25 protein-coding genes and 1 tRNA gene are annotated in these 20,381 nt (G+C 67.8%); 12 read left to right on the top strand and 14 right to left on the bottom strand.

From position 1 onward, the window contains the following. Positions 1–22: 22 nt before the first annotated feature. The gene (locus tag PKE72_RS04290) at positions 23–289 is read right to left on the bottom strand and encodes a hypothetical protein (protein ID WP_271164151.1); all 267 of its coding nucleotides are present in this window, start codon (positions 287–289) and stop codon (positions 23–25) included. A gap of 78 nt (positions 290–367) precedes the next feature. Continuing rightward, positions 368–1,453: a CaiB/BaiF CoA transferase family protein gene (locus PKE72_RS04285; RefSeq protein WP_271164150.1), complete on the bottom strand. Its 1,086-nt coding sequence runs from the start codon at positions 1,451–1,453 to the stop codon at positions 368–370. 95 nt (positions 1,454–1,548) lie between these two features. Here PKE72_RS04285 and PKE72_RS04280 point away from each other — a divergent pair. From PKE72_RS04280 to PKE72_RS04270, 3 genes are all read left to right on the top strand, one after another. Beyond that, positions 1,549–1,625: transfer RNA gene (locus tag PKE72_RS04280), tRNA-Lys, on the top strand. Between the two features lie 23 nt (positions 1,626–1,648). Further along, positions 1,649–2,515 (top strand): ROK family protein, encoded by an 867-nt coding sequence (locus tag PKE72_RS04275; RefSeq protein ID WP_271164149.1) that lies wholly within the window; start codon positions 1,649–1,651, stop codon positions 2,513–2,515. A 273-nt stretch (positions 2,516–2,788) separates the two neighbouring features. Then, on the top strand, positions 2,789–3,334 hold the full coding sequence (locus PKE72_RS04270) for a hypothetical protein (protein ID WP_271164148.1): 546 nt from the start codon (positions 2,789–2,791) through the stop codon (positions 3,332–3,334). A 225-nt stretch (positions 3,335–3,559) separates the two neighbouring features. Here the strand turns inward: PKE72_RS04270 and PKE72_RS04265 are convergent, their stop codons facing one another. The 6 genes from PKE72_RS04265 to PKE72_RS04240 form a co-directional block, all read right to left on the bottom strand. Next, positions 3,560–3,868, bottom strand: coding sequence for a hypothetical protein (locus tag PKE72_RS04265; protein WP_271164147.1), 309 nt, complete (start codon positions 3,866–3,868; stop codon positions 3,560–3,562). Between the two features lie 2 nt (positions 3,869–3,870). After that, entirely contained in the window at positions 3,871–4,983 is a 1,113-nt protein-coding gene (tgt, locus tag PKE72_RS04260; RefSeq protein WP_271164671.1) for a tRNA guanosine(34) transglycosylase Tgt, read from the bottom strand. Continuing rightward, positions 4,980–5,465 carry a hypothetical protein gene (locus PKE72_RS04255; RefSeq protein WP_271164146.1) on the bottom strand — a complete coding sequence of 162 codons (486 nt, stop codon included), beginning with the start codon at positions 5,463–5,465 and terminating at the stop codon, positions 4,980–4,982. Before PKE72_RS04255 ends, tgt begins: the two co-directional genes overlap by 4 nt. A 751-nt stretch (positions 5,466–6,216) precedes the next feature. After that, the gene (locus tag PKE72_RS04250; protein ID WP_271164145.1) at positions 6,217–6,558 is read right to left on the bottom strand and encodes a PilZ domain-containing protein; all 342 of its coding nucleotides are present in this window, start codon (positions 6,556–6,558) and stop codon (positions 6,217–6,219) included. Between the two features lie 53 nt (positions 6,559–6,611). After that, a complete protein-coding gene (locus tag PKE72_RS04245) occupies positions 6,612–7,847 on the bottom strand; it encodes a hypothetical protein (protein WP_271164144.1) in 1,236 nt (411 codons plus the stop codon). A gap of 110 nt (positions 7,848–7,957) precedes the next feature. Further along, complete coding sequence (locus tag PKE72_RS04240; protein ID WP_271164143.1) at positions 7,958–8,314, bottom strand: hypothetical protein; 357 nt, start codon at positions 8,312–8,314, stop codon at positions 7,958–7,960. A 184-nt stretch (positions 8,315–8,498) separates the two neighbouring features. On the opposite strand from PKE72_RS04240, the gene PKE72_RS04235 reads away from it, so the two are divergent. Together PKE72_RS04235 and PKE72_RS04230 are read left to right on the top strand one after the other, a co-directional pair. Beyond that, positions 8,499–9,779 (top strand): polyhydroxyalkanoate depolymerase, encoded by a 1,281-nt coding sequence (locus PKE72_RS04235; protein ID WP_271164142.1) that lies wholly within the window; start codon positions 8,499–8,501, stop codon positions 9,777–9,779. Then, on the top strand, positions 9,745–10,461 hold the full coding sequence (locus PKE72_RS04230) for a M48 family metallopeptidase (RefSeq protein ID WP_271164141.1): 717 nt from the start codon (positions 9,745–9,747) through the stop codon (positions 10,459–10,461). The genes PKE72_RS04235 and PKE72_RS04230 overlap by 35 nt, the downstream gene beginning before the upstream one ends. Position 10,462: 1 nt before the next feature. Here PKE72_RS04230 and queA read toward each other — a convergent pair whose 3' ends face one another. Beyond that, the gene (gene queA / locus PKE72_RS04225; protein ID WP_271164140.1) at positions 10,463–11,530 is read right to left on the bottom strand and encodes a tRNA preQ1(34) S-adenosylmethionine ribosyltransferase-isomerase QueA; all 1,068 of its coding nucleotides are present in this window, start codon (positions 11,528–11,530) and stop codon (positions 10,463–10,465) included. Between the two features lie 109 nt (positions 11,531–11,639). Between queA and PKE72_RS04220 the strand changes: the two genes are divergently transcribed. The 6 genes from PKE72_RS04220 to PKE72_RS04195 all read left to right on the top strand — a co-directional run bounded on the left by PKE72_RS04220 (position 11,640) and on the right by PKE72_RS04195 (position 16,551). Continuing rightward, on the top strand, positions 11,640–12,080 hold the full coding sequence (locus tag PKE72_RS04220; protein ID WP_271164139.1) for a hypothetical protein: 441 nt from the start codon (positions 11,640–11,642) through the stop codon (positions 12,078–12,080). 30 nt (positions 12,081–12,110) lie between these two features. Beyond that, positions 12,111–12,590 carry a hypothetical protein gene (locus tag PKE72_RS04215; protein ID WP_271164138.1) on the top strand — a complete coding sequence of 160 codons (480 nt, stop codon included), beginning with the start codon at positions 12,111–12,113 and terminating at the stop codon, positions 12,588–12,590. A 735-nt stretch (positions 12,591–13,325) separates the two neighbouring features. Then, the gene (locus PKE72_RS04210) at positions 13,326–13,670 is read left to right on the top strand and encodes a RidA family protein (protein ID WP_267514057.1); all 345 of its coding nucleotides are present in this window, start codon (positions 13,326–13,328) and stop codon (positions 13,668–13,670) included. A gap of 208 nt (positions 13,671–13,878) precedes the next feature. Next, positions 13,879–15,552 (top strand): lysine--tRNA ligase, encoded by a 1,674-nt coding sequence (locus PKE72_RS04205; protein WP_271164137.1) that lies wholly within the window; start codon positions 13,879–13,881, stop codon positions 15,550–15,552. A gap of 43 nt (positions 15,553–15,595) precedes the next feature. After that, positions 15,596–15,991, top strand: coding sequence for a hypothetical protein (locus PKE72_RS04200; protein WP_271164136.1), 396 nt, complete (start codon positions 15,596–15,598; stop codon positions 15,989–15,991). A gap of 89 nt (positions 15,992–16,080) precedes the next feature. After that, positions 16,081–16,551 (top strand): SH3 domain-containing protein, encoded by a 471-nt coding sequence (locus tag PKE72_RS04195; RefSeq protein WP_271164135.1) that lies wholly within the window; start codon positions 16,081–16,083, stop codon positions 16,549–16,551. 133 nt (positions 16,552–16,684) lie between these two features. On the opposite strand, the gene PKE72_RS04190 is transcribed toward PKE72_RS04195, so the two are convergent. The 5 genes from PKE72_RS04190 to PKE72_RS04170 form a co-directional block, all read right to left on the bottom strand. Next, a complete protein-coding gene (locus tag PKE72_RS04190) occupies positions 16,685–17,320 on the bottom strand; it encodes a S24 family peptidase (RefSeq protein ID WP_271164134.1) in 636 nt (211 codons plus the stop codon). Between the two features lie 51 nt (positions 17,321–17,371). Then, positions 17,372–17,818, bottom strand: a complete 447-nt coding sequence (locus PKE72_RS04185; RefSeq protein ID WP_271164133.1) for a hypothetical protein — start codon at positions 17,816–17,818, stop codon at positions 17,372–17,374. 89 nt (positions 17,819–17,907) lie between these two features. Next, positions 17,908–18,258, bottom strand: a complete 351-nt coding sequence (locus PKE72_RS04180; RefSeq protein ID WP_271164132.1) for a hypothetical protein — start codon at positions 18,256–18,258, stop codon at positions 17,908–17,910. Between the two features lie 167 nt (positions 18,259–18,425). Beyond that, positions 18,426–18,818, bottom strand: a complete 393-nt coding sequence (locus PKE72_RS04175; protein WP_271164131.1) for a PaaI family thioesterase — start codon at positions 18,816–18,818, stop codon at positions 18,426–18,428. After that, on the bottom strand, positions 18,815–19,267 hold the full coding sequence (locus PKE72_RS04170; RefSeq protein ID WP_271164130.1) for a PaaI family thioesterase: 453 nt from the start codon (positions 19,265–19,267) through the stop codon (positions 18,815–18,817). The genes PKE72_RS04175 and PKE72_RS04170 overlap by 4 nt, the downstream gene beginning before the upstream one ends. Before the next feature lie 79 nt (positions 19,268–19,346). Here PKE72_RS04170 and PKE72_RS04165 point away from each other — a divergent pair, with 79 nt between their 5' ends. Beyond that, a complete protein-coding gene (locus PKE72_RS04165) occupies positions 19,347–20,378 on the top strand; it encodes a ligase-associated DNA damage response exonuclease (protein ID WP_271164129.1) in 1,032 nt (343 codons plus the stop codon). Positions 20,379–20,381 lie beyond the last annotated feature (3 nt).

Raw genomic sequence — 20,381 nt, 5'->3', positions numbered from 1 at the left:
TGTGGCGACGACGTGGCGCGCCTCAATAGAACAGGGTTTCGCTTTCGGGCTGAACCGACTGTTCGGACGTCCGCTCTTCCGGCGGGAGAGGCGTCGCAGGCGTAGGGGCGGGATCGGTCACCTCGGGGGCGACGACGGGTTCGGCCGAATCCTCGGCGGAGGGGGCCTGCTCCTTGATCGGCGGGGCGTCGGCGTAGTCGTCCTGCGAACCCGACTGGAAGTCGTCGCAGCCTGCAAGCGCCAGCACGCCGAGCGCGGTCGCGGCCAGAACGAAAATCGAGCGTCTCATCAAACCAAGTCCCCGGGGTATCGACCGTTGCAACGCCGTGGGCGTCGTTTCGTTCCATAGCGCCGAAAAAGCCGGGGGTCATCCCGCCTCCGGACGCCAGGCGAACAGGGCGTCGTTCAGCGAGGCGACAGGGGGCTTTGCGGCGGTCTCGAGCGTGGGGCCGTCGAAGCGGGGCGCCGGGGCGGGCAGGCCCTGGTCGAATGTGGCGCGGGCCAGGTTGTGAGGGTGGTTCGGCGCCTCGGCAAAGGTAAGCACGGGGGTGACGCAGGCTTCGGTTTGCGCGAAATGCGTGGCCCAGTCGTTCCGGTCGCGGGTGGCGAACAGGGCGGCGAACCGGGCCTGGAGCGAGGGCCAGGCGGCGGTGTCGTACTGGGGCGCGTCGGACGGGTCGACGCCGAGACCGTCCAGCAGGGCGGCGTAGAAGCGCGGCTCCAACGCCGCCACCGCGACGAAGCCGCCGTCGCGGCAGGCGTAGCAGCGATAGAAGGGGGCTCCGCCGTCCAGCAGGTTGGCGGCCCGGCGATCGCTCCAGACGCCTTGGCCGCGCAGGGCCTGGAACAGGCCGCCGAGCAGGGCGGTCCCGTCGGTCATGGCGGCGTCGACGATCCGGCCCCGGCCCGTCGTCTTCGCCTCGAGCAGGGCCGCAAGGACGCCGGTCGTCAGCATCATGGCTCCGCCGCCATAGTCGCCGATCAGGTTCAGCGGCGGCGAGGGGGGACGGTCAGGCTCGCCCATGGCGTGCAAGACGCCGGTCAGGCCGATGTAGTTCAGGTCGTGGCCGACCTGGTTCGCCAGCGGCCCGGTCTGGCCCCAGCCCGTCACCCGACCGTAGACCAGGGCCGGATTGCGCGCCTGGAGCGCCTCGGGACCGTAGCCCAGCCGTTCCATGACCCCGGGTCGGAAGCCCTCGATCACCGCATCGGCGTGGGCGGCCAGGGCGAGGACGGCTTCGCGGTCGGCGTTCGACTTCAGGTCCACCGGGACGGCGGTCCGACCCCGGTGCAGCAGGGCCCCGCCGACTTCGTCGAAGGCGGAGGCTCCGGCTGAAGCGGAGCGGGTCAGGCGCAACATCTCGGCCCCCATGTCCGCCAGCATCATGCCCGCGAATGTGACGGGTCCCAGGCCGTCGAATTCGAGGATGCGAAGTCCATTCAGCGGTTTCATGTGCATCGAGTAGCAGACCTGGTCTTGACCGGAAGGGCGGATTGCAACAGAAGGCGCCCTTCGACGGTTCGGGCCAGCCCCGGACGTCGCGCGGTGCGTCCTTAGCTCAGTTGGTTAGAGCATCTGACTTTTAATCAGAGGGTCCTCGGTTCGAGCCCGAGAGGACGTACCATTTCTCCCTTTTGCGGAGCTCCAATGCACCAGTCTGTCTTCTTCGCCGTCGAGACGGGCGGGACCAAGATCGTGTGGCGGATCGAGGACGCGGCCGGCGTGGTGCTGGACGAAGGACGATTCGCCACGGGCCGGCCCGAGGCGGCGGTGGAGGCTTTGGTCGCGGCGGCGGGAAACAGGACCGTGGCGGGCCTGGGGGTGGCCAGTTTCGGTCCCCTGGTGGTCGATCCGGCGTCGAAGGATCGCGGCCTGATGTTGGCGACGCCCAAGCCGGGCTGGACCGGGTTCAATCTCTCGAAAACCCTGGCGGAGCGGCTCCAGGCGCCCTTCGTGGTGGACACCGACGTCAACGCGGCGGCCGTGGCCGAGGCGAGACTGGGGGCGGGCCGTGGCGCGCGGGCCGTGGCCTATGTGACTGTGGGAACCGGAATCGGCGGCGGGCTGTGCGTGGACGGCCGAACCCTGAAGGGGGCGCTGCACCCGGAGATCGGACATATGTTCGTGCGTCGCGCCGAGGGCGACGTCCAGCCCAGCGCCTGCCCCTTCCATCCCGACTGCGCCGAAGGATTGGCGGCGGGGCCGGCGGTTCAGGCCAGACTGGCGGGGCGTCGGCTGGAAGAGGCGGACGAGGTCCGCGCCGTGACCGCCGATTATCTGGGGCAGCTGGTCGCCGGCCTGGTGTTCGCCTGGTCCCCCGACCGAATCGTCATGGGCGGCGGCGTGATGTCGACGCCTGGGCTGATCGCCGAGGTCGAGGCGGCGGCGCGACGCCGGATCAACGGTTATGGCGCGGCGGTTGTGATGGGCGAGGGCGGCTATCTGGTCGTCGCCGAGCGTGAGCACGCCGGGCTGGACGGCGCCATGCTGATGGCGCGGGATGGGGTGAACTGACCCTTTCCGCATCGGTCGCCTATGAAGACGACGGTTTCGTGATGGATAATCCGTAAGAAGCCTGATTGCAGATCGGCCCATTTTGGGATTAGCTCCGGGGATAAACAAAAAAGACCCTAGGGAGCGAGTATGAGACACGATCAACATCACGAATTCGACTTCGCGGGAGGCCTGGCCCTGGGCCTGGTGTTCAGCCTGCTCGCCTGGGGCGTCATGGTCGTGGGCCTGGCCCGGATGTTTTGATCGGAACGGCTTGCGTGCTCTAAGGGCCGGATGAAGCCGATCCTTTTGCCGGCCCTTGCGGCCGTCGTCGTCCTGTCCAGCTGCAACGCCGGCCGGTCCGCCATGGGCGGGGCGGAGCAGGTGGGCGCTGGATTTGGCGAGGCGGTCACCGCGCCGCTGGACGACTTCAATTTGCGCCGCCAGCTGATTCCGACGGTCCTGCTGCAGGCCGAGGCCAATCCCTATGACCTGCGCAATCTGAACCAGTGCACCACCATCGGGGCCGAGGTGGCGCGGCTGGACGAGGCCCTGGGGCCCGACACCGACGAACCGCCGCGCCAGGACGGCTCCTACGCCAGCGAACGGGCGGCCGATGCGGCGGCCAAGGCGACGCTGGACGCCATTCGCGGCACGACCACCGACTTCATTCCGGGCCGCAGCTGGATCCGCCGGCTGAGCGGGGCCGACCAGCACAGTCGCCATGTCCAGTCGGCCATCCAGTCGGGGCGGATGCGGCGGGCGTTTCTGAAGGGGATCGGCATGCAGAGGAACTGCGCCCCGCCGGCGGCGCCGAGCTGGTTCCGGCCGAAGCGGTAGAATTCCCACACCTTTCGTCATTCCGGGCGAAGGGCCGCTTGGCCCGAAGACCCGGAACCCAGCGGCGCCGAAGGCGAAATCTGTAAGCCGCAGGATGCTGAAAGATCGAGTCCGCGACAGGTTCGCGCTCTCGCGCGCCGCTGGGTTCCGGGTCTCCGCTGCGCTGCGCCCGGAATGACGAAAGGGGAGGGGCGGCTTAGCGGTTCGACCCATGACCGACGGGATCTAACGTCTGCCGGCAGGCCGGCGCTTGTCGGTGCGATCGCCTCTGATCTGAACCGCGCCGTCCTTGGCGAAGGCCTCGAAGGAGGATTTGTCGATGTTGCGGAACTCGCCGGTCCGGTCCCAGTCCCAGTTGAAGGAGATCCGTTCGCCCTTGTGCGCGAACTTGCCGGACCAGTGGGCGAAGAAGGAATATTTGTCGCCGCCGATGATGATGACGTGGCGGTGCAGGGCCGTCTCATTCCCCGCGTCGCGGGGCGGCTCTTCCAGATAGGTGTTGTAGGCGTGGAAGCCTGACTTCTCGATGCGCATGGTCAGTTCGACACATGCCGCGCGTGGAAGTCGCGGCGGAACTGTTCGAATCGGCCTTCGGAGATCGCGGTGCGCATGGCGGCGGTCAGGGCCTGGTAGAAGGCGATATTGTGCCAGCTGAGCAGGACCTTGCCGAGGATTTCGTCGGCGCGGATCAGGTGGTGCAGATAGGCCTTTGAATATTGCGACGACGGCCCGTCGATGGCGGGATCGAGCGGATCCTGGTCCTCGGCGAAGCGGGCGTTCTTCAGGTTCAGCGGCCCGTCCCAGGTCCAGGCCTGGCCGTGGCGACCGGCGCGGGTGGGCAGGACGCAGTCGAACATGTCCACGCCGCGATAGACGGCCTCGACCAGATCGATCGGCTTGCCCACCCCCATCAGATAGCGCGGCCGGTCGGCGGGCAGCATCTCGGGCGCATAGTCCAGGACCGCGCACATGGCCTGGTGGCCCTCGCCCACGGCCAGGCCGCCGATGGCGTAGCCGTCGAAGCCGATCTCCTGAAGCTGATCCGACGACTGGCGGCGCAGGTCCTCATAGGTCGAGCCCTGCTGGATGCCGAACAGGGCCTGGTTCTCCCGCTCGCCGAACCGGGCCTTGGACCGGGCGCCCCAGCGGATCGACAGCTCCATGGCTTTCTGGGCCGCGTCCCGCTCGGCCGGCCAGGAGACGCATTGGTCCAGTTGCATCGAGATGTCGGCGCCGATCCGGTCGGCCTGGATCTCGATCGAGCGTTCGGGCGTCAGGACGTGTTTGGAGCCGTCGATGTGGGAGGAGAAGGTCACGGCCTCTTCCTTCACCTTCGAAATCCCGGCCAGGGACATGACCTGGAAGCCGCCGCTGTCGGTCAGGATCGGCTTGTCCCAGCCCATGAATTTGTGGAGCCCGCCCAGACGCTCCATCCGCTCGGGGCCGGGGCGCAGCATCAGGTGATAGGTGTTGCCAAGGATGATGTCGGCGCCGGTCGCCTTGACCTGGTCCACCGTCATGGCCTTGACCGTCGCCGCAGTGCCGACGGGCATGAAGGCGGGGGTGCGGATGTCGCCGCGCGCGGTCTTCAGCACGCCGGTGCGGGCGCGGCCTTGTTTGGCGGAAATCTCGAAGGGGAAGGGCATCAGGCGATCAGTCGTTCAAGCTGTTCGATCCGCGCCAGATCCTTGGGGCGGCCGAACAGGCGGTAAAGGGCGATATGGTCCCGGATGTCGGGCACGAACAGCGGCACGTCGTCGATGAAGACCGGACGGCGCGACGTAAAGGCGACCGGCCGCCATTCGGCGCCGTCGCGGGTCTCCAGATCGGCCATGACCTCGACCAGGATCGGCTGGTCCGGGGCGCGGCCGAAGACGGCCGAGCGGAACAGGCCCTCGCCCGGATCGGGCACGATCTGGCCGTCCAGGGCCGCCAGCAGGGCGCGGGCGTCACGCGGGGCGCACAGGACGTCGATGTCGGGCACATGCAGGTCGGTAAGGCCGTACAGGGCCATCGCCGCCCCGCCGAAGATCCACCAGGGCTGATCGAGATCGCGCGCAGCCTCGCCGACGGCGATCAGGCCGTCCTGGAGGTCTTGCGGGAGATCGAGTTCGAAATCGTCGGGCGTCACGGGGCGATCTTTCGTCAGGGGACGGCATTTAAGGGTTTGGGCGATGGAAGGCTACAGGGCGTGCGGAGGCGACGACGCGCTTTCGCTGCGAAGTGTGGAGGGCAGGACGGAGCGCCGGGCCTCGCCCGGGATGGATTAGTTTTTACCGTTTCGACGAAGACAGACGCTCCGCGCGCAGGGTGTTTCTGCCGGCCGGGGATATTGAAGCGGCAGTTGTGATGCCTCTTCCCCAAGGCCTGCGTCAGGTCGGCGATCCCTGCGAAGGACCGTCCCGAGTGCGACCGGGTTCCTAACCCCGAGTCCTCCGCCGACGTTTCTGCGCGGGATGAGCCCACCGATGCACCGTCATGCGGCGCGAGGGAATCTCACCCCCGCCCCTGATCCCTACGCTCCCGCCGCCGCAAGGTCGCAGGCCTTACGAGCCCTCCTAGCGACGAGACCGGGGAGATTATGCGGGGGGGTTGAGGGGTGGTTAGGAGCGGGGGGTGAGATTCTGTTAGCGCGTTGAATTCTTTGAGGTGGAAGCAGCGTCATTGTGCGCGCTACCCCCAACATCTTTCGTCATTCCGGGCGGAGGGCCGCTTGGCCCGAAGACCCGGAACCCAGCGGCGCGCGAGAGCGCGAACCTGTCGCGGTCTCGATCTTTCAGCATCCTGCGGCGGACCCATTTCGCCTTCGGCGCCGCTGGGTTCCGGGTCTCCGCTGCGCTTCGCCCGGAATGACGAAAGGAAAGAGAGGTGAGCCGTCGAGGCTAACGCCCCCCCGCCCTCAGCCAGGCGTCGCGGGCGGGGATAAGGCGGGCCGGCGCCAGGCCGCGGAGCGATTTGGCGCCGGTTTGTTTCAGGCCCGCCTCCTGTCCTTTTTGCCAGACGACGGTCGCGGGATAGGCCACGGCCTCGGCGACATCGACCACCACCACCTCGGACGGCAGGGCCGCGCCCCGATCGAGCCTCAGCCGCATGCCCGCCCCCGAAAGATCGACGATCAGACAGGCGGTTTCGATGCCGGGCGCGCAGACCACCCCTCGGGCGTTGGCGGACCGGCGGGGTTCGCCGCGTCGATCGGCCGGAGAGGCGGGCTTGGATCCAAACATACTCAGGGGTCTCGCAACACGCGGCCCGAAGCCGGTAGCCGAGTTCGAGCGCGTCAGGAAGAGGGGGACAGGCTCGACTTCCACAGCAGGACGCCGGCCCGTTCGGCCAGAACAGGCACGCCCATTTCATTCGCCGTGGCCACGGCCTCGTTGAGGATGAGGTTCAGATGGCGGGGCGCGGGACCGCCCAAACGATGGCGGGCCAGGGCCAGGTCGGCGAGGCCGATCTGGTCGGCGGCCCAGTCCAGGGGCGCGGCGCCGACCAGGCGGCGGCGCAGGCGGTCTTCCAGCAGATCCAGTCCGGCGAGGTCGCGCACGGCCTCGGCCAGGGCGATCTCGCGGGCCATGCGGCGCTCGCGCACCAGGGCGCCGATGATCAGACCGCGACCCTGGGTCAGGGCCTCGGCCTGGTTCAGCAGCATCAGCGGCGTGGCGTCGTCCCCGGCGCGCAGCACCTGGATCACGGCCCAGTCCAGCGGGCTGTGGTCCGGGGTGAACTGGTCGGCGGCGGCGTCGAACATCATCCGGCCCTGATCCTGGGCCTCGACGTGGCTGGCCACGGCGGCCAGAGCCGACAGGCCCGCTCCGCACAGGGCCAGGGCGCGGGCTCGGGTCAGGGGGCGATAGTCGGGGGAGGCGGACTCGACCAGGACGCCGAGATCGCGTCCGGCCTGATCCAGCAGGCGGGCGTCGCGTTTTACGACCCCGGTCTCCAAGGCGAGACCTGCGCGGTCCAGCCGCAGCTCGACATCCCCGGCGCCGGCCTCGTGCTGGGCCATGTCCATCAGGGCGGCGGCGTCCATCAGGGCCGCAGGGTCGCCGGACAGCCGCGCCTGACGGGCCTTGAGGCGCGCATGAACCGAGGACAGTTCGCCGGAAACGGCGGATCGGCGCGTCGGAGCTGCCCCGGCCAGGACGGCGAGGGCGCGGTCGAGGCGGGCGGGTTCGCCGCACAGGTCGAACCGCAGCATCAGAACCTGGGCCTTGTCGACGGCGGCCCGCGCGATCTGGACCTCGCCCACGGCGGCGCGCATCAGGCTGTCGGCGCAGCGTTCGGCCCGGTCCAGACTGTCGGCGGCGCCGCTGCGCCGGGCGTGTTCGCGCCACAGGGCGGCGGCGCGGCGCTCGGTCTCGAACGGGCGGTTGCAGGAGACCCGGCCGGCGTCGGTGGCTTCCCGACGCGCCTCGGCCGCCAGCAGATCGACGCCGATCAGCTCAACCCAGCCCAGATCCTCGCTCTCACGGGCCTGGGAGAAGAGTTTGCGAAGGTCACGGCCGAACTCGAACATACGCTGGGCGCCTTTAAATCCCGGTTCGGGACGACCGATGCGTCCCATGAGGGTTCCATTGCAAACGCGACGCCGCCATCGGGGTTCAGCCTGGCCTTAAGGATGATTGTTCAGTTGAGGTCGGGCGTTTTCTGGAGGCAGCGTTGCAAGGCCGCGCGCGCGGCGGGGGCGTCGGCGTTCAGGCGTCGCACCGCCTCGATCCGGGCGCGGGTCTGGTCCGCCTCGGCCGCCGGCGCGGGCTTGCCTGCGGCGGTTCCCGCCTGCATGGCCGCCAGCGACCAGAACAGGGCGGCGTCATAGAGGCGCTGTCCCTCGGTGCTTTCGCCGCCTTCCAGTTCGGACGCGGCCTGGGTCAGGCCGGCGCAGCGCACCGCCTCCTCATAGGAGACGAGGCCCACACCCGAATGGGCGCCCGGATTAGGGGCGGTCTGCATCAGCAGGCTGGCGAGGGTCAGGGCGACCACCATCAAAGACTCCATCGACGTCCCCCCGGACATCGCGCTTATCTGACCACGTTCGCGCGGCGGCGAGAAGGTCGAACCGGAGCGGGAATTGGACGGGATTGCGAATAACTGCCGATTTACCGGAAACCCTGTATGCTGCTGTGCAGCAAAAGGTCGTCGGGTTCGCCCGGCGCAGTAATGGATCGCCATGCTCTACGCGTTTCACGAACTCGCCTACCAGTCGGCCCTGCCGTTCCGGGTCGGGGCCCAGATGGCCCGGCGATTCTGGTCTTCGCCCTTCAACCCGGCGTCCGATACGGCGGTGGGCCGTACCGCCTACGCCTCGGCCGAACTGTTCGAGAGCGTCACCCGCCGCTACGGCAAGCCCGACTGGAAGCTGGAGACGATCGAGATCGCCGGCAAGTCGGTCCGCACCGTCGAACAGGTGATCTGGCAGAGCCCCTGGTGCCGCCTGGTCCGGTTCGCCCGCAACATCGGCGACCTGAAGCGGGCCGGAAAACCCGCCGCCGGGCCCGCCGTCCTGATCGTGGCTCCCCTGTCGGGCCACTACGCCACCCTGTTGCGCGGTACGGTCGAGGCGTTTCTGCAGGACCACGACGTCTATGTGACCGACTGGATCAACGCCCGCCAGGTGCCGGTGCTGGAAGGCCGGTTCGACTTCTTCGACTATATCGATCACGTGCGCCGGATGCTGGCCGAGATCGGCGGCCGGGCCCATGTGGTCGGGGTCTGCCAGCCTGGGCCGCCGGTGCTGGCCGCCGGGGCCGTCATGGCCGAGGACGGCGACGACAACCGCCCCGCCTCCATGACCTTCATGGGCTCGCCCATCGACGCCCGCCTGTCGCCGACCGTGACCAATCAGCTGGCGGAGGAGAAGCCCTTCACCTGGTTCCGGTCGAACATGATCCACACCGTGCCCCTGCCGTATGCGGGCTTCGGGCGGCGGGTCTATCCGGGCTTCGTCCAGCTCTACAGCTTCATGTCGATGAACGAGGCGCGCCACCGCGACGCCCATTGGGACTATTTCAACAGCCTGATCGACGGCGACGGCGACGGGGTCGACAAGCACGAGGAATTCTACGACGAATACATGTCGGTGCTGGACCTGACCGAGGAATTCTACCTCCAGACCATCGACATCGTCTTCCAGCAGCATCTGCTGGCGCGCGGCCTGCTGGAGCATCGCGGGCGCAAGGTCGATCTGAGCAAGATCACCGACATCGGCCTGATGACGGTCGAGGGCGAGAAGGACGATATCTCGGGCGTCGGCCAGACCCAGGCGGCGCATGGCCTGTGCCCCAATGTCCCCGACGACCGACGGGTGCTGTACGTTCAGCCGAGCGTGGGCCATTACGGCGTCTTCAACGGTCGTCGCTTCCGTGAGGAAATCTATCCCCGGGTCCGCGACTTCATCGCCCAGAACGAGGCCCTCGGTGGCGTATCGCAACGGTCAGCGTCTGCCGCTTGACGAAGGGGGCTCCGGCCCCACGCTGAGACTGTCGGTCAATCCCCGCGCCCGACGTCTGTCGGTGCGGATCGACGCGCGCGCGGGCGAGGCCGTGGTGATCGCCCCGACCGAGCGCGGGCTGGTCCAGGCCGTGGCCTTCGCCCGCTCCAAGAGCGTCTGGATCTCAGAACGGCTGGCGGTGCGGTCCAAGGGGCGGCCGCTGCAGCCGGGCCAGGTCATATCCCTGCGCGGCAAGCCTGTGCGGCTGGAGGCGACGCCCGGCGCCGGGGCGGCGCGACTGGTCGAGGAGGGGACGGTCATCCGCTCGGGCGGGGAGGGCGAGGCCTATGCCCGTCGGGTCGAGAACCTGCTGAAGCGCGAGGCGCGCGACACGCTTCTGGCCCGCACCGACGTCCATCTGAGGGCGCTGGGCCAGGGGCCGGTGAAGATGTCGATCGCCGACACCCGGTCGCGCTGGGGCTCGTGCAGCCCGCACAACCGCACCATCCGCTATTCCTGGCGCGTCATCATGGCCCCGCCCCCGGTCATCGACTACCTGGCCGCCCACGAGGTCGCCCACCTGGTCCACGCCGACCACAGCCCGGCCTACTGGTCCGTGGTCGAACGGCTGGTGGGGGATCACAAGCCCTGGCGCAAATGGCTGAAGGACCATGGCGCGGCCCTGCACGCCGTGGGGCGGTAGGTCAGGCCCGGAACAGCAGGGACCCGTCGCCGTAGGAGTAGAAGCGGTAGCCGTCGGCGAGGGCGTGGGCGTAGGCGGTCTTCATCGTGGCCTGCCCGGCGAAGGCGCTGACCAGCATGAAGAGGGTCGACTTGGGCAGATGGAAATTGGTCATTAGCACGTCCACGGCGCGGAAGCGGTAGCCGGGAGTGATGAAGATGGCGGTGTCGCCATGGAAGGGGCGGATCTCGCCGGCCTCGGTGGTGGCGGATTCCAAGAGGCGCAGCGAGGTGGTGCCGACGCAGACGATGCGGCCGCCGGCGGCGTGGACGGCGTTCAGGGCGGCGGCGGTCTCGGGCGAGACCTCGCCCCATTCGCTGTGCATCTTGTGGTCGGCCAGGTCGTCGGCCTTGACCGGCAGGAAGGTGCCTGCGCCGACGTGCAGGGTGACGGCGTGGGTGGAGACGCCCCTGGCCCGGATCGCGTCCAGCAGGGCGGGGGTGAAGTGCAGGCCCGCCGTGGGGGCGGCGACCGAGCCGTCGTGTTCGGCGAAGACGGTCTGATAGTCCGACCGGTCGCGGTCGTCCTCGGGCCGTTTGGCGGCGATATAGGGGGGCAGGGGCATGACCCCGACGGCGCGGATGGCGTCGTCCAGGGCGGGGCCGGACAGGTCGAACTTGAGGGTGATCAGGCCGTCGTCGCCCTTGGCCGCGACGGTGGCTTCCAGCGTCTGGAAAGCAATTCGGTCGCCCGGCTTGATCCGCTTGCCCGGCTTCATGAAGGCGGACCAGACGTCGGGGGCGTCGCGGTGGTGAAGCGTGGCCTCGACCTCGACGGTCAGGGTTTCCGTCTCGGCGCCGGGAACAGGGTTGGGGCGGGTGCGGACGCCCGACAGGCGGGCGGGGATGACGCGGGTGTCGTTGAACACCAGGGCGTCGCCGGGCCTCAGGAAGTCGGGCAGATCGCGGATGATGCGGTCGTCCAGGACGCCGTTGTTCACCACCAGCAGCCGGGCGGAATCGCGCGGATCGGCGGGCCGCAGGGCGATGCGGTCCTCGGGCAGGTCGAAGTCGAAATCGGCGGTCTTCATCAGGCGGCGCAAAGGCCATGGAGGCGCGGCCGGGTCAAGGTGGTCCGCACCGCAGGCCGTGACCTTGTGTCCGGCTGACGAAGGCGGAGCGGTCGGGCAGGGTGGCGAGATGAAAATCCGCACCGCCGTCGTCCTCTCCGCGCTCGCCTTCGCCGTCTCGGCCTGCGAGATCGACACCTCCGCCCTGGAGGAGATCCAGGATACGGCCGCCAAGGCCCAGGCGACGGCCGATCAGATCAATACGCGCTCTGCCCAGGCGCAGCAGATCATCGAGAACCCGGCCGGCGCCTTGCAGGCCGTGGTCGGGGCGACCCTGTCGAAGACGGCGACCGATCAGCCGGGCGTCTATGTGCTAACCGATCTGCAGACCGGGTGTCAGTTCCTGGCCACCTATGGCGCCGACGGGACGACGGTCAGTTCGGTGGCCCCGCGGGTCGAGCCGGCGCAGGGCGGCGGGACGCGCCAGAGGTGCGTCGCGGTGCCGGGGCTGACGGGCGGTCCAGGCGAGACGGGGGGCGAGGCGGGGGAACAAGAGGGCGCCGAGGGCTGAACCTCCGTCCCCTTTCGGTGTTGATGGGGCATGAAAACCCTCGCACTCCTCCCGTCCGTCCTCATCGGCGCCGTCGCCAGCGCCCGGTCCATGACGCCCATGGCCGCCATAGCCGGGGCGCGGCTGGCGCACCGGAACACGCCGGGGCGGTTGCTGCTGCTGGATCATCCGTTGTTCAAGTTCGGCGGCCTGGCCATGGGGGTGGGCGAACTGTTCGGCGACAAGATGAAGTCGGCGCCGGACCGGACGGTGTTCCTGGGCCTGCTGGCGCGGGTGATGAGCGCGGGGATCGCCGGCTCGGCCCTAGCGCCGCGCGGGCGTGAGAAACTGGGCGCGGCCCTGGCGGTCGGGACGGCCGTGCCGCTGGCCTATCTGGGGCTGGCGGGGCGCAAAAAGGCGATGAAGCGGATCGGGCAGACGAAGAGCGGCCTGATCGAGGACGTGATCATCGTGGCGGCCGGGGCGGCGGTGGTGAGTTGGGCGGTCGGCGCGTTCGATCAACGGCGCTGAGCGGGGGCGGGCTTAAAACCCGTGACCCGCGGGATAAGCCTCGTGATCGGATGGCGGGCAGTCCATGTTTGCCCACGGCGCCATGACCGGCAGCGGCCGTTGGATTATTCTTACGTCCACGGCAGTCGTATCCGCAGGGTTCGCTCTGATGACTGCTCATCGCTACGCTTGCCGAGAGCCACGGGTATTAGGATGGACAGGCATCCAATAGCGATAAACAACCATGCCAATCGCTCCGCGCCGCCCGAGATCAAATAGGCGAGTCCGAACGTGAGAAACACGGCGCCTATTCCCGCAGTTCGAAAGTATGCCAGCTTCGGCATCAAAGTGATTATCGCAAGGCAAAGCGCTGCTACCATCGCGAATGACAGGGTTGGTATGAGCCCATCATTCATCCAATCCAGCCGATTGGACGACATCGATATGATTGCCAGAAATGTGCTGACTGCCATGCAAAGCCAGCAAATGAGGACATAAAGCCCGCTGTTTCGTTCATCAAATCCGTAGCGAGGCATCAACTGGCTCCATAGGTTTGCGCCCGATCATTGAAGCGCTTTGTATTGCTCCCCGTTGCGTTTTCAAAAGACCATCCGGTGTCTGCACGGGTCGTATGCAGCCAGGAGCACAGGGCCTAAATATAGACCTTTGGATTACACAGGCCATTATCGGTCCATGCGGCACACGCCCGAGTGGGCGGAGTGTGGTAGGCGGACGAAACACTCAGGAGCCCTCCCCATGATCACCCGCATCCAGCCCGGCGCCCGCATGAGCGAAGCCGTGGTTCACGGCGACACCGTCTATCTGGCCGGTCAGGTCGGAGAGCCCGGCGACGATGTGATCGCCCAGACGAAGACGGCGCTGGCCGAGGTCGACGCCCTGCTGGCCCAGGCGGGCAGCGACAAGTCGAAGATCCTGATGGCCCAGATCTGGCTGGCCGACATCGCCGATTTCGACGCGATGAACAGCGTCTGGGACGCCTGGGTCGATACGGCCAATCCGCCGGCTCGGGCCACGGGCGAGAGCCGGCTGGCCTCGCCGGACTACAAGGTCGAGGTGATCGTCATCGCCGCCAGGGGGTGAAACCCTTAAAACCCGTCACCCTCGGGCTTGTCCCGAGGGCCCACCTGTCCGCAGGATTCGAACGATGACGGTCGGCAGGTCGCCAATGCGGTGATGCTCGCATTCGTGTCCGCTGTGGGCCCTCGGGACGAGCCCGAGGGTGACGGACGGGGGTGGTATTGGACGCGGAACGGTTGACCCGGCGGTTTGCAGACTGCAAACCGCCGCCATGCTTCAGAACCTCGAAATCCTCGCCCGTGAGGCCAAGTCCTGGCCGTTCGAACAAGCCCGCAATCTGCTGGCCCATGTTCTGAAAAAGCGGCTGGGCGAGAGCGAGCGGGCCGAGGCGCGGGCGTTGATCGATGCGGGCAAGGCCGACGAGGCCCTGGCGAAGTTCGAGGCCCTGCGGCGGCCGGTGGTGCTGGAGACCGGATACGGGCCCTCGGGCCTGCCGCACATGGGCACCTTCGGCGAGGTGGCGCGGACCACCATGGTGCGCAACGCCTTCCGGGCGTTGACCGGCGACCATTGGCGCACGCGACTGATCGCCTTCAGCGACGACATGGACGGGTTGAGGAAGGTGCCGGAAGGCGTGCCGAATCCGGAGATGCTGCGCGAGGACCTGCACCTGTCGCTGACCCGGGTGCGCGATCCGTTCGGGACGCACGACAGTTTCGGGGCGCACAATAATGCGCGGCTGCGGGCCTTCCTGGACGGGTTCGGCTTCGACTACGAGTTCATGAGCTCGACCGAGACCTACAAGTCCGGCGTCTTCGACGCGACCCTGTTGACCCTGCTGGAGCGGTTCGACGCGGTCATGGCCATCATGCTGCCGACCCTGGGCGAAGAGCGGCGGGCGACCTATTCGCCCTTCCTGCCGGTCAGCCCGATCACGGGCCATGTGCTTCAGGTCCCGACGCTGGAGCGGAATGTCGAGAAGGGGACCATCGTCTTCGACGACCCGGCAGGCGGCCGCACCGAGCTGCCGGTCACGGGCGGCCATGTGAAGCTGCAGTGGAAGCCGGACTGGGCCATGCGCTGGGTCGCGCTGGACGTCGATTACGAGATGTCGGGCAAGGACCTGATCGAGAGCGTGCGCGAGAGCGGCAAGATCTGTCGCGCCCTGGGTGGGACGCCGCCGGAGGGGTTCAACTATGAGCTGTTCCTGGATATCGAAGGCAAGAAGATTTCCAAGTCCAAGGGCAACGGCCTGACGATGGACGAATGGCTGCGCTACGGCACGCCGGAGAGCCTGAGCTGGTACATGTTCCAGTCGCCGAAGTCGGCCAAGAGCCTGCACTTCAACGTCATTCCGCGCGCCATCGACGACTATCTGGCCTTCATCGAAAGCTACAAGACCCAGGAGCCGGCCAAGCGGATCGACAACGCGGTCTGGTCGATCCATGCGGGCGAGCCGCCGACCCATACCTCGCCGGTGTCCTTCGCCCTGCTGCTGAACCTGGTGGGGGTGGCCAACGCCTCGACCAAGGACCAGCTGTGGGCCTATTTCGCCAAATATCTGCCCGAGGCGACGCCGGAGAACGAGCCGCTGCTGGACCAGCTGATGGACCGGGCGCTGAACTATTACGAGGACTTCGTGAAGCCCTCGAAGTCGTATCGCCTGCCGGACGACAAGGAGAAGGCGGCGCTGCTGGATCTGGCGGAACGGCTGAAGGCCTTGCCGGCGGACACGACGGACGGCGAGCTGATCCAGAACGAGGTCTATGCGGTGGGCAAGGCGCATGAGTTCGAGCCGCTGCGGGCCTGGTTCGGGGCGCTGTACGAGGTGCTGCTGGGCGCGTCGCAGGGGCCGCGCTTCGGCTCGTTCGCGGCCATTTACGGCCTGCCGCAGACCATCGCCCTGATCGAGGCGGGCGCGCGCGGCGAATTGGCGCAAGCCTGACCTAGGGGAAGACTTCTTAACCCGGCTCGGCTTGGATGGCGGCGTGGCCGGGGAGGCGACGTTGCGATACGAGATCGACGAGCGCGCGCGAATCCTGTCGATGGACCTCGTCTCAGGCGGCGCGGCGGACAGAATTCTGGACGTGATTCTGGGATTGATTACAGCCCGTCCGGAGCTGTGCGGCTGGGACTGGATCGTCGAATGCGAGCCCTTGCCCGACGACGCCGGAACCCAGCATCTGGCCCAGCTGTCCGAGGCCTGGGGGCCGCCGCCAAAGGTGGAGGCGGTCACGGTCTTCGTCACCCAGGATCGGCTGTTGCACCTGTGGGCCCGGGTGATGGACTTCCAGTTCGTGCGCCGCAAGCACCTGGTCGAGCGCGACATCGAGGCCGCACGCCGATTGATCGAACGCCGACGCGCCCTGCGGCCCCTAAGATGAACCGAAAATAACGGCGAAGCTCCGGGAGCCTTCAGGTTCGGCCGGGCATTGTGTCCTCATCGGCAAACCCGATGACAGGAGATACAGTGATGTCGAGCAAGTTTCTGAAGACGGGTCTGGCCACGGCTGCGGCTCTGGCGGCCCTGGTGACCGCCGCCCCCATGGCCGCCCAGGCCCAGGCCAATGGCGTGACCAACTGCGACGCTCCCGGCGGTCGCCAGCGCGCGGGCGCCCTGATCGGCGCCGTGGTCGGCGGCGTGGTGGGGTCGAACCTGGCGCGCAATGAGCGGACGGCCGGGACCGTGGTCGGCGCCGGCGCCGGCGCGGCGGCCGGCTCCTACATCGGCTGCAACCAGCAACGCACCCGCGCCGCAGCCCAAGCCAACGCCAATACCTATCGCGCCGGCACGAACCTGCGCATCCGCAGCGGCCCCGGCACCGGCTTCCGCCAGGCGGGCAGCCTGTCGGCCGGTCAACAGTTCACGGCCGTCGCCTCGCAAGGCGACTGGATCCAGATCGCCGGCGGCGGTTGGGTCAACGCCAACTATGTGACCCGCTAAGGGTCGCTTTCGGCAAGACCGTTTCGGCGGCGGGACCGTTCATGCCCCGTCCAGTTCCCGCCGCCGGTACCGTCGCAAGGCTCGCGGTTCGCCGTTGGAGCCTGGCCCCGTCCGGTTCGCCGGGCGGGGCCTTTTACTGACTGACCCAAAGGATGCGCGCCATCCATTCAATCTCGCGCCGGGGCACGACGCGGGGCGGGTAGTCGGGGTTGATCGAGGACAGGGTGGCGGCGCGGGCGGTCAGGCCGGTCAGCTCCTTGGCCACCACCTCGCCGGAAGTCAGTCGGACTACGACCCGGTCGCCGCGCCGTACGGCAGGGTCGCCGCGGTCGACGATGACCCGGTCGCCCTCGCGGTACAGGGGCGCCATCGAATCCCCGCTGATCCGCAGGCTGAAGGTGGTGGCGTTGACGCGGGGCAGCTCGGTCTGGTCCCAGCCGTCGCCGGTCGGCAGGCCCGCATCGTCGAAGAAGCCGTCCAGACCGGCCCGAGCCAGGCCCAGCAGGGGCACGGTGGCCGGGGTCGCCGGCGCGTCGTCCGCCAAGGCCGCGAAATCGGCCAGGGAGACCCCGGTCGCCTGGAGGATCAGGGTCATGCTCTCGGTCGAGGGCCAGCGGGGGCGCGGCGGATCGCCGGCGCCAAACCGCTTGGATGGATTGAAACTGGTGGCGTCCAGCCCCGCCCGCCGCGCCAGCCCCGAGGGCGACAAGCCCTCGCGCCGCGCCAGGGCGTCCACGGCCTTCCACAGTTTGGCGTGCGACAGGGGCATGGGGATCCCGACAGTGAGTCGGGGGAGTTTAGGGGAGGGGCTTAGGAATATCTACCTAATCGTCCGTTCCGCATATTCTGTAGCGGCCTTGCGGTCTTGCCAGACCCAGAAGGTGCCGACGCCAATACAGGCGATGATCAGGTAGCCGATGAGATTCATGGCCGTGTAGATCGATGTCGTGGGCGCCTTATTCGTGGTCATGATCATGATATGGCCCATGACCGCTATCAGTTGGAGGCCGGCGGCCCAGGTAGGCCAAGCGTGGGGGGACCTCCACGCGATGGCGACAAACACGACAAGAGTAGCGGTATCGATTGCGAATAGACTGTAGGGCCAGTCTCGGAAGCCGAGATTTTCTTGCGCAACCAACGAGCCAAACCAAGCAGCTATGTATACTCCGGCGCCGATCTTCTCGCGTATCCCGCCTTTTAGAAAAGCGAACAGCGTCATTCCAACCATGAAGACGCCACCGGCGATCGCATAACCTACATTCAGCATGCAAATCGCCCCCGCGCTGTGTGCACGGAGGCGATAATGACCCAATTCCGGTTAAGCGGAAATGTCAGTCTGCTAAGCTTACCAAGAATTCACCCGACCGACCGGAGATGGCTGGTCAAGCGAGCATCCTTGGGGTCGAGCCAGTCGTCCGGTTTTGCGATCGGACCGGCGGCGTAGGTTCCGAAGCCCAGGCGGCGGTGATCTTTTTGCAGTTCGGCGTGGCAGGCCACGATGGACTCGCGCGCGGCGGCGAGGGCGGCGATGGTTTCCATGGCCTTGGCCTGCGAGGCCGTGGCGGCGACGGGCGAAAGCGAGAGGGCGGCGCGGGCGCCGATGAAGGATTGCACCAGCACGGTCGCCTGGGTGATGGCGGCGTCGATGGCGTGTTCAGTCGCGTGCAGATCGCCGGCGACGCTGGCGATGACTTCAGTCCGTTCCATTAGAAAAGCCCCTCAAACTAAGGTTTACAATGGATGAATCTTAACACGGCTTAACCATATTCGATAGAGTCTTGTTAATCTTTCAAGCAATCGCGCATCGAGACGCGGCGTTCGTCGATCCTTGTCTTGTAAAGCTTTTGACGAGGGAGCGGAGGCGCTGGAAATCCCTAGGGATTATCCAGCAGGAAGTGGGCGGTGAGGGAGGCTATGGGCTGGCTGCGGGCCTCCTGCCAAGCCTCGGCCTGGACATGGGCGACGCGGCGGCCGGCCCGGCTGATGCTGGCGCGGGCGAAGACGTCGACCGGTCGGCCGGTGCGCAGATAGGCGACCGTGACATTGATCGGGCGCGGCAGGCGCGGGCTGGGGAAGGCCAGGGCGACCTGGGCCATGGCCGTCATCTCGAGCAGGGCCGCCGTCGAGCCGCCGTGCAGGGCGGGCAGCATGGGATTGCCGATCAGCCGGTCGGCGAAGGGCAGGATGACGGTGACTTCGTCGCCGCTGACCAGGGTCTGGAGGTTCAGGAAACGGGCGTAGGGGATGCGGTCGAGAAGGTCGCTCATGCTGCAACCTCGTCCCGCGCGGCGCGCGTGCGGTTCAGCACATAGGCGGACTGGGCGGCGGCGACCGGGTCCGACGAATCGACCTCGAAGGCCCAGGCGCGGACGAAGGCGATTGTGGGCGTCAGGCGGAAGCATTTCGCCTGGGCCAGCAGATCCACGCCCGGATGGGCGGCGCGCATATAGTCGACGCGCAGGTCCAGGGTGGCGATGGGCTGGAACTCGTCCATGGCGGTCCAGACCGCCAAGCCGCCGATATGGTCCAGCAGGGTGGTGACCAGGCCGCCGGCCAGGACGCCCGTGTCCGGATCCCCCACCAGATCTTCGCGCCAGGGGACGCGGATGCGAGGCTCGCCGTCGTGCAGCCCGTCGAAGACGAAGCCCAGGGCCCCGGTGTGGGCCGCCCCGGCCGCGAGCTGAGGCAGGATGGTGTCGACGAAACTGTCGTGCATGCGAAGGGACGCCCGTGAAGCCGATGATCGTCTCCTGTATGGATGGGGGACCCGACGGCGTCGAGAGCGTTACGGTCCCATGATCCGCCCCGAAGACCTGCTGCACCCCACGCCCGCCGGCCTGTACTGTCCGCCGGGCGACTTCTACGTCGATCCGGTGCGGCCGGTGGATCGGGCGGTGATCACCCATGGCCATTCGGACCACGCCCGGGCCGGGCATGGCGCGGTCCTGGCCACACGCCAGACCCTGGCCATCATGGCCGAACGCTACGGCGTCGATTTCGCGGGGCGACAGCAGGGGGTCGAATACGGCGAAGCCGCCGCGATCAATGGGGTGGACCTGCGGCTGTCCCCGGCGGGCCATGTGCTGGGCTCGGCCCAGGTCGAGGTGAAGTGGAAGGGCCTGACCATAGTGGTGTCGGGCGACTATAAGCGCCGGCGGGACCCGACCTGCCCGGCGTTCGAGCCCACGCCCTGTCATGTCTTCATCTCGGAGGCGACCTTCGGCCTGCCGGTGTTTCGCCATCCGCCGGCCGAGGAGGAGATCGGGCGGCTGGTCCGGTCTCTGGGTCAGTTTCCCGAGCGAGCGCATCTGGTCGGCGCCTATGCTTTGGGCAAGGCGCAGCGGATCATCAGGAGCCTGCGCGAGGCGGGGTGGGAGCGGCCCATCTATGTCCACGGGGCGATGGAGCGGCTTAACGCCCTGTATGAACGCGAAGGGGTCGAACTGGGGCCCATCCTGCCGGCGCGCGGTCTGGGAAAAGGGGCGCTGGGCGGCGACGTGGTGATCGCCCCGCCGTCGGCGATCCAGGACCGGTGGGCGCGCAGTTTCGCCGATCCGGTGACGGCCTTCGCCTCCGGCTGGATGGGGGTGAGAGCGCGGGCGCGCCAGAAGGGGGTGGAGCTGCCCCTGGTGATCTCGGACCACGCGGACTGGAGCGAGCTGATCGCCACCTTCGAAGAGCTGAAGCCGGATGAGGTGTGGATCACCCACGGCCGCGAGGAGGGGCTGCTGCGCTGGGCCGAGTTGAACGGTCAGAAGGCGCGTGCGCTTCGTCTGATCGGTTACGACGAGGAGGACGAAGAGACGCTGGAGGTCCGGCCGGACTGACGG

The organism is Brevundimonas intermedia, assembly GCF_027922165.1.
GTDB lineage: Bacteria > Pseudomonadota > Alphaproteobacteria > Caulobacterales > Caulobacteraceae > Brevundimonas > Brevundimonas intermedia.
The sequence above is the reverse complement of the archived record's forward strand: the minus strand, read 5'-3'. Positions and strand labels throughout refer to the sequence as shown.

Coding starts and splice junctions, on each gene's coding strand:
- PKE72_RS04290 (WP_271164151.1), bottom strand. CDS start 289: ATGAGACGCTCGATTTTCGTTCTGGCCGCGACCGCGCTCGGCGTGCTG.
- PKE72_RS04285 (WP_271164150.1), bottom strand. CDS start 1,453: ATGAAACCGCTGAATGGACTTCGCATCCTCGAATTCGACGGCCTGGGA.
- PKE72_RS04275 (WP_271164149.1), top strand. CDS start 1,649: ATGCACCAGTCTGTCTTCTTCGCCGTCGAGACGGGCGGGACCAAGATC.
- PKE72_RS04270 (WP_271164148.1), top strand. CDS start 2,789: ATGAAGCCGATCCTTTTGCCGGCCCTTGCGGCCGTCGTCGTCCTGTCC.
- PKE72_RS04265 (WP_271164147.1), bottom strand. CDS start 3,868: ATGCGCATCGAGAAGTCAGGCTTCCACGCCTACAACACCTATCTGGAA.
- PKE72_RS04250 (WP_271164145.1), bottom strand. CDS start 6,558: ATGTTTGGATCCAAGCCCGCCTCTCCGGCCGATCGACGCGGCGAACCC.
- PKE72_RS04245 (WP_271164144.1), bottom strand. CDS start 7,847: ATGTTCGAGTTCGGCCGTGACCTTCGCAAACTCTTCTCCCAGGCCCGT.
- PKE72_RS04240 (WP_271164143.1), bottom strand. CDS start 8,314: ATGGTGGTCGCCCTGACCCTCGCCAGCCTGCTGATGCAGACCGCCCCT.
- PKE72_RS04235 (WP_271164142.1), top strand. CDS start 8,499: ATGCTCTACGCGTTTCACGAACTCGCCTACCAGTCGGCCCTGCCGTTC.
- queA (WP_271164140.1), bottom strand. CDS start 11,530: ATGAAGACCGCCGATTTCGACTTCGACCTGCCCGAGGACCGCATCGCC.
- PKE72_RS04220 (WP_271164139.1), top strand. CDS start 11,640: ATGAAAATCCGCACCGCCGTCGTCCTCTCCGCGCTCGCCTTCGCCGTC.
- PKE72_RS04215 (WP_271164138.1), top strand. CDS start 12,111: ATGAAAACCCTCGCACTCCTCCCGTCCGTCCTCATCGGCGCCGTCGCC.
- PKE72_RS04210 (WP_267514057.1), top strand. CDS start 13,326: ATGATCACCCGCATCCAGCCCGGCGCCCGCATGAGCGAAGCCGTGGTT.
- PKE72_RS04205 (WP_271164137.1), top strand. CDS start 13,879: ATGCTTCAGAACCTCGAAATCCTCGCCCGTGAGGCCAAGTCCTGGCCG.
- PKE72_RS04195 (WP_271164135.1), top strand. CDS start 16,081: ATGTCGAGCAAGTTTCTGAAGACGGGTCTGGCCACGGCTGCGGCTCTG.
- PKE72_RS04190 (WP_271164134.1), bottom strand. CDS start 17,320: ATGCCCCTGTCGCACGCCAAACTGTGGAAGGCCGTGGACGCCCTGGCG.
- PKE72_RS04185 (WP_271164133.1), bottom strand. CDS start 17,818: ATGCTGAATGTAGGTTATGCGATCGCCGGTGGCGTCTTCATGGTTGGA.
- PKE72_RS04180 (WP_271164132.1), bottom strand. CDS start 18,258: ATGGAACGGACTGAAGTCATCGCCAGCGTCGCCGGCGATCTGCACGCG.
- PKE72_RS04175 (WP_271164131.1), bottom strand. CDS start 18,818: ATGAGCGACCTTCTCGACCGCATCCCCTACGCCCGTTTCCTGAACCTC.
- PKE72_RS04170 (WP_271164130.1), bottom strand. CDS start 19,267: ATGCACGACAGTTTCGTCGACACCATCCTGCCTCAGCTCGCGGCCGGG.
- PKE72_RS04165 (WP_271164129.1), top strand. CDS start 19,347: ATGATCCGCCCCGAAGACCTGCTGCACCCCACGCCCGCCGGCCTGTAC.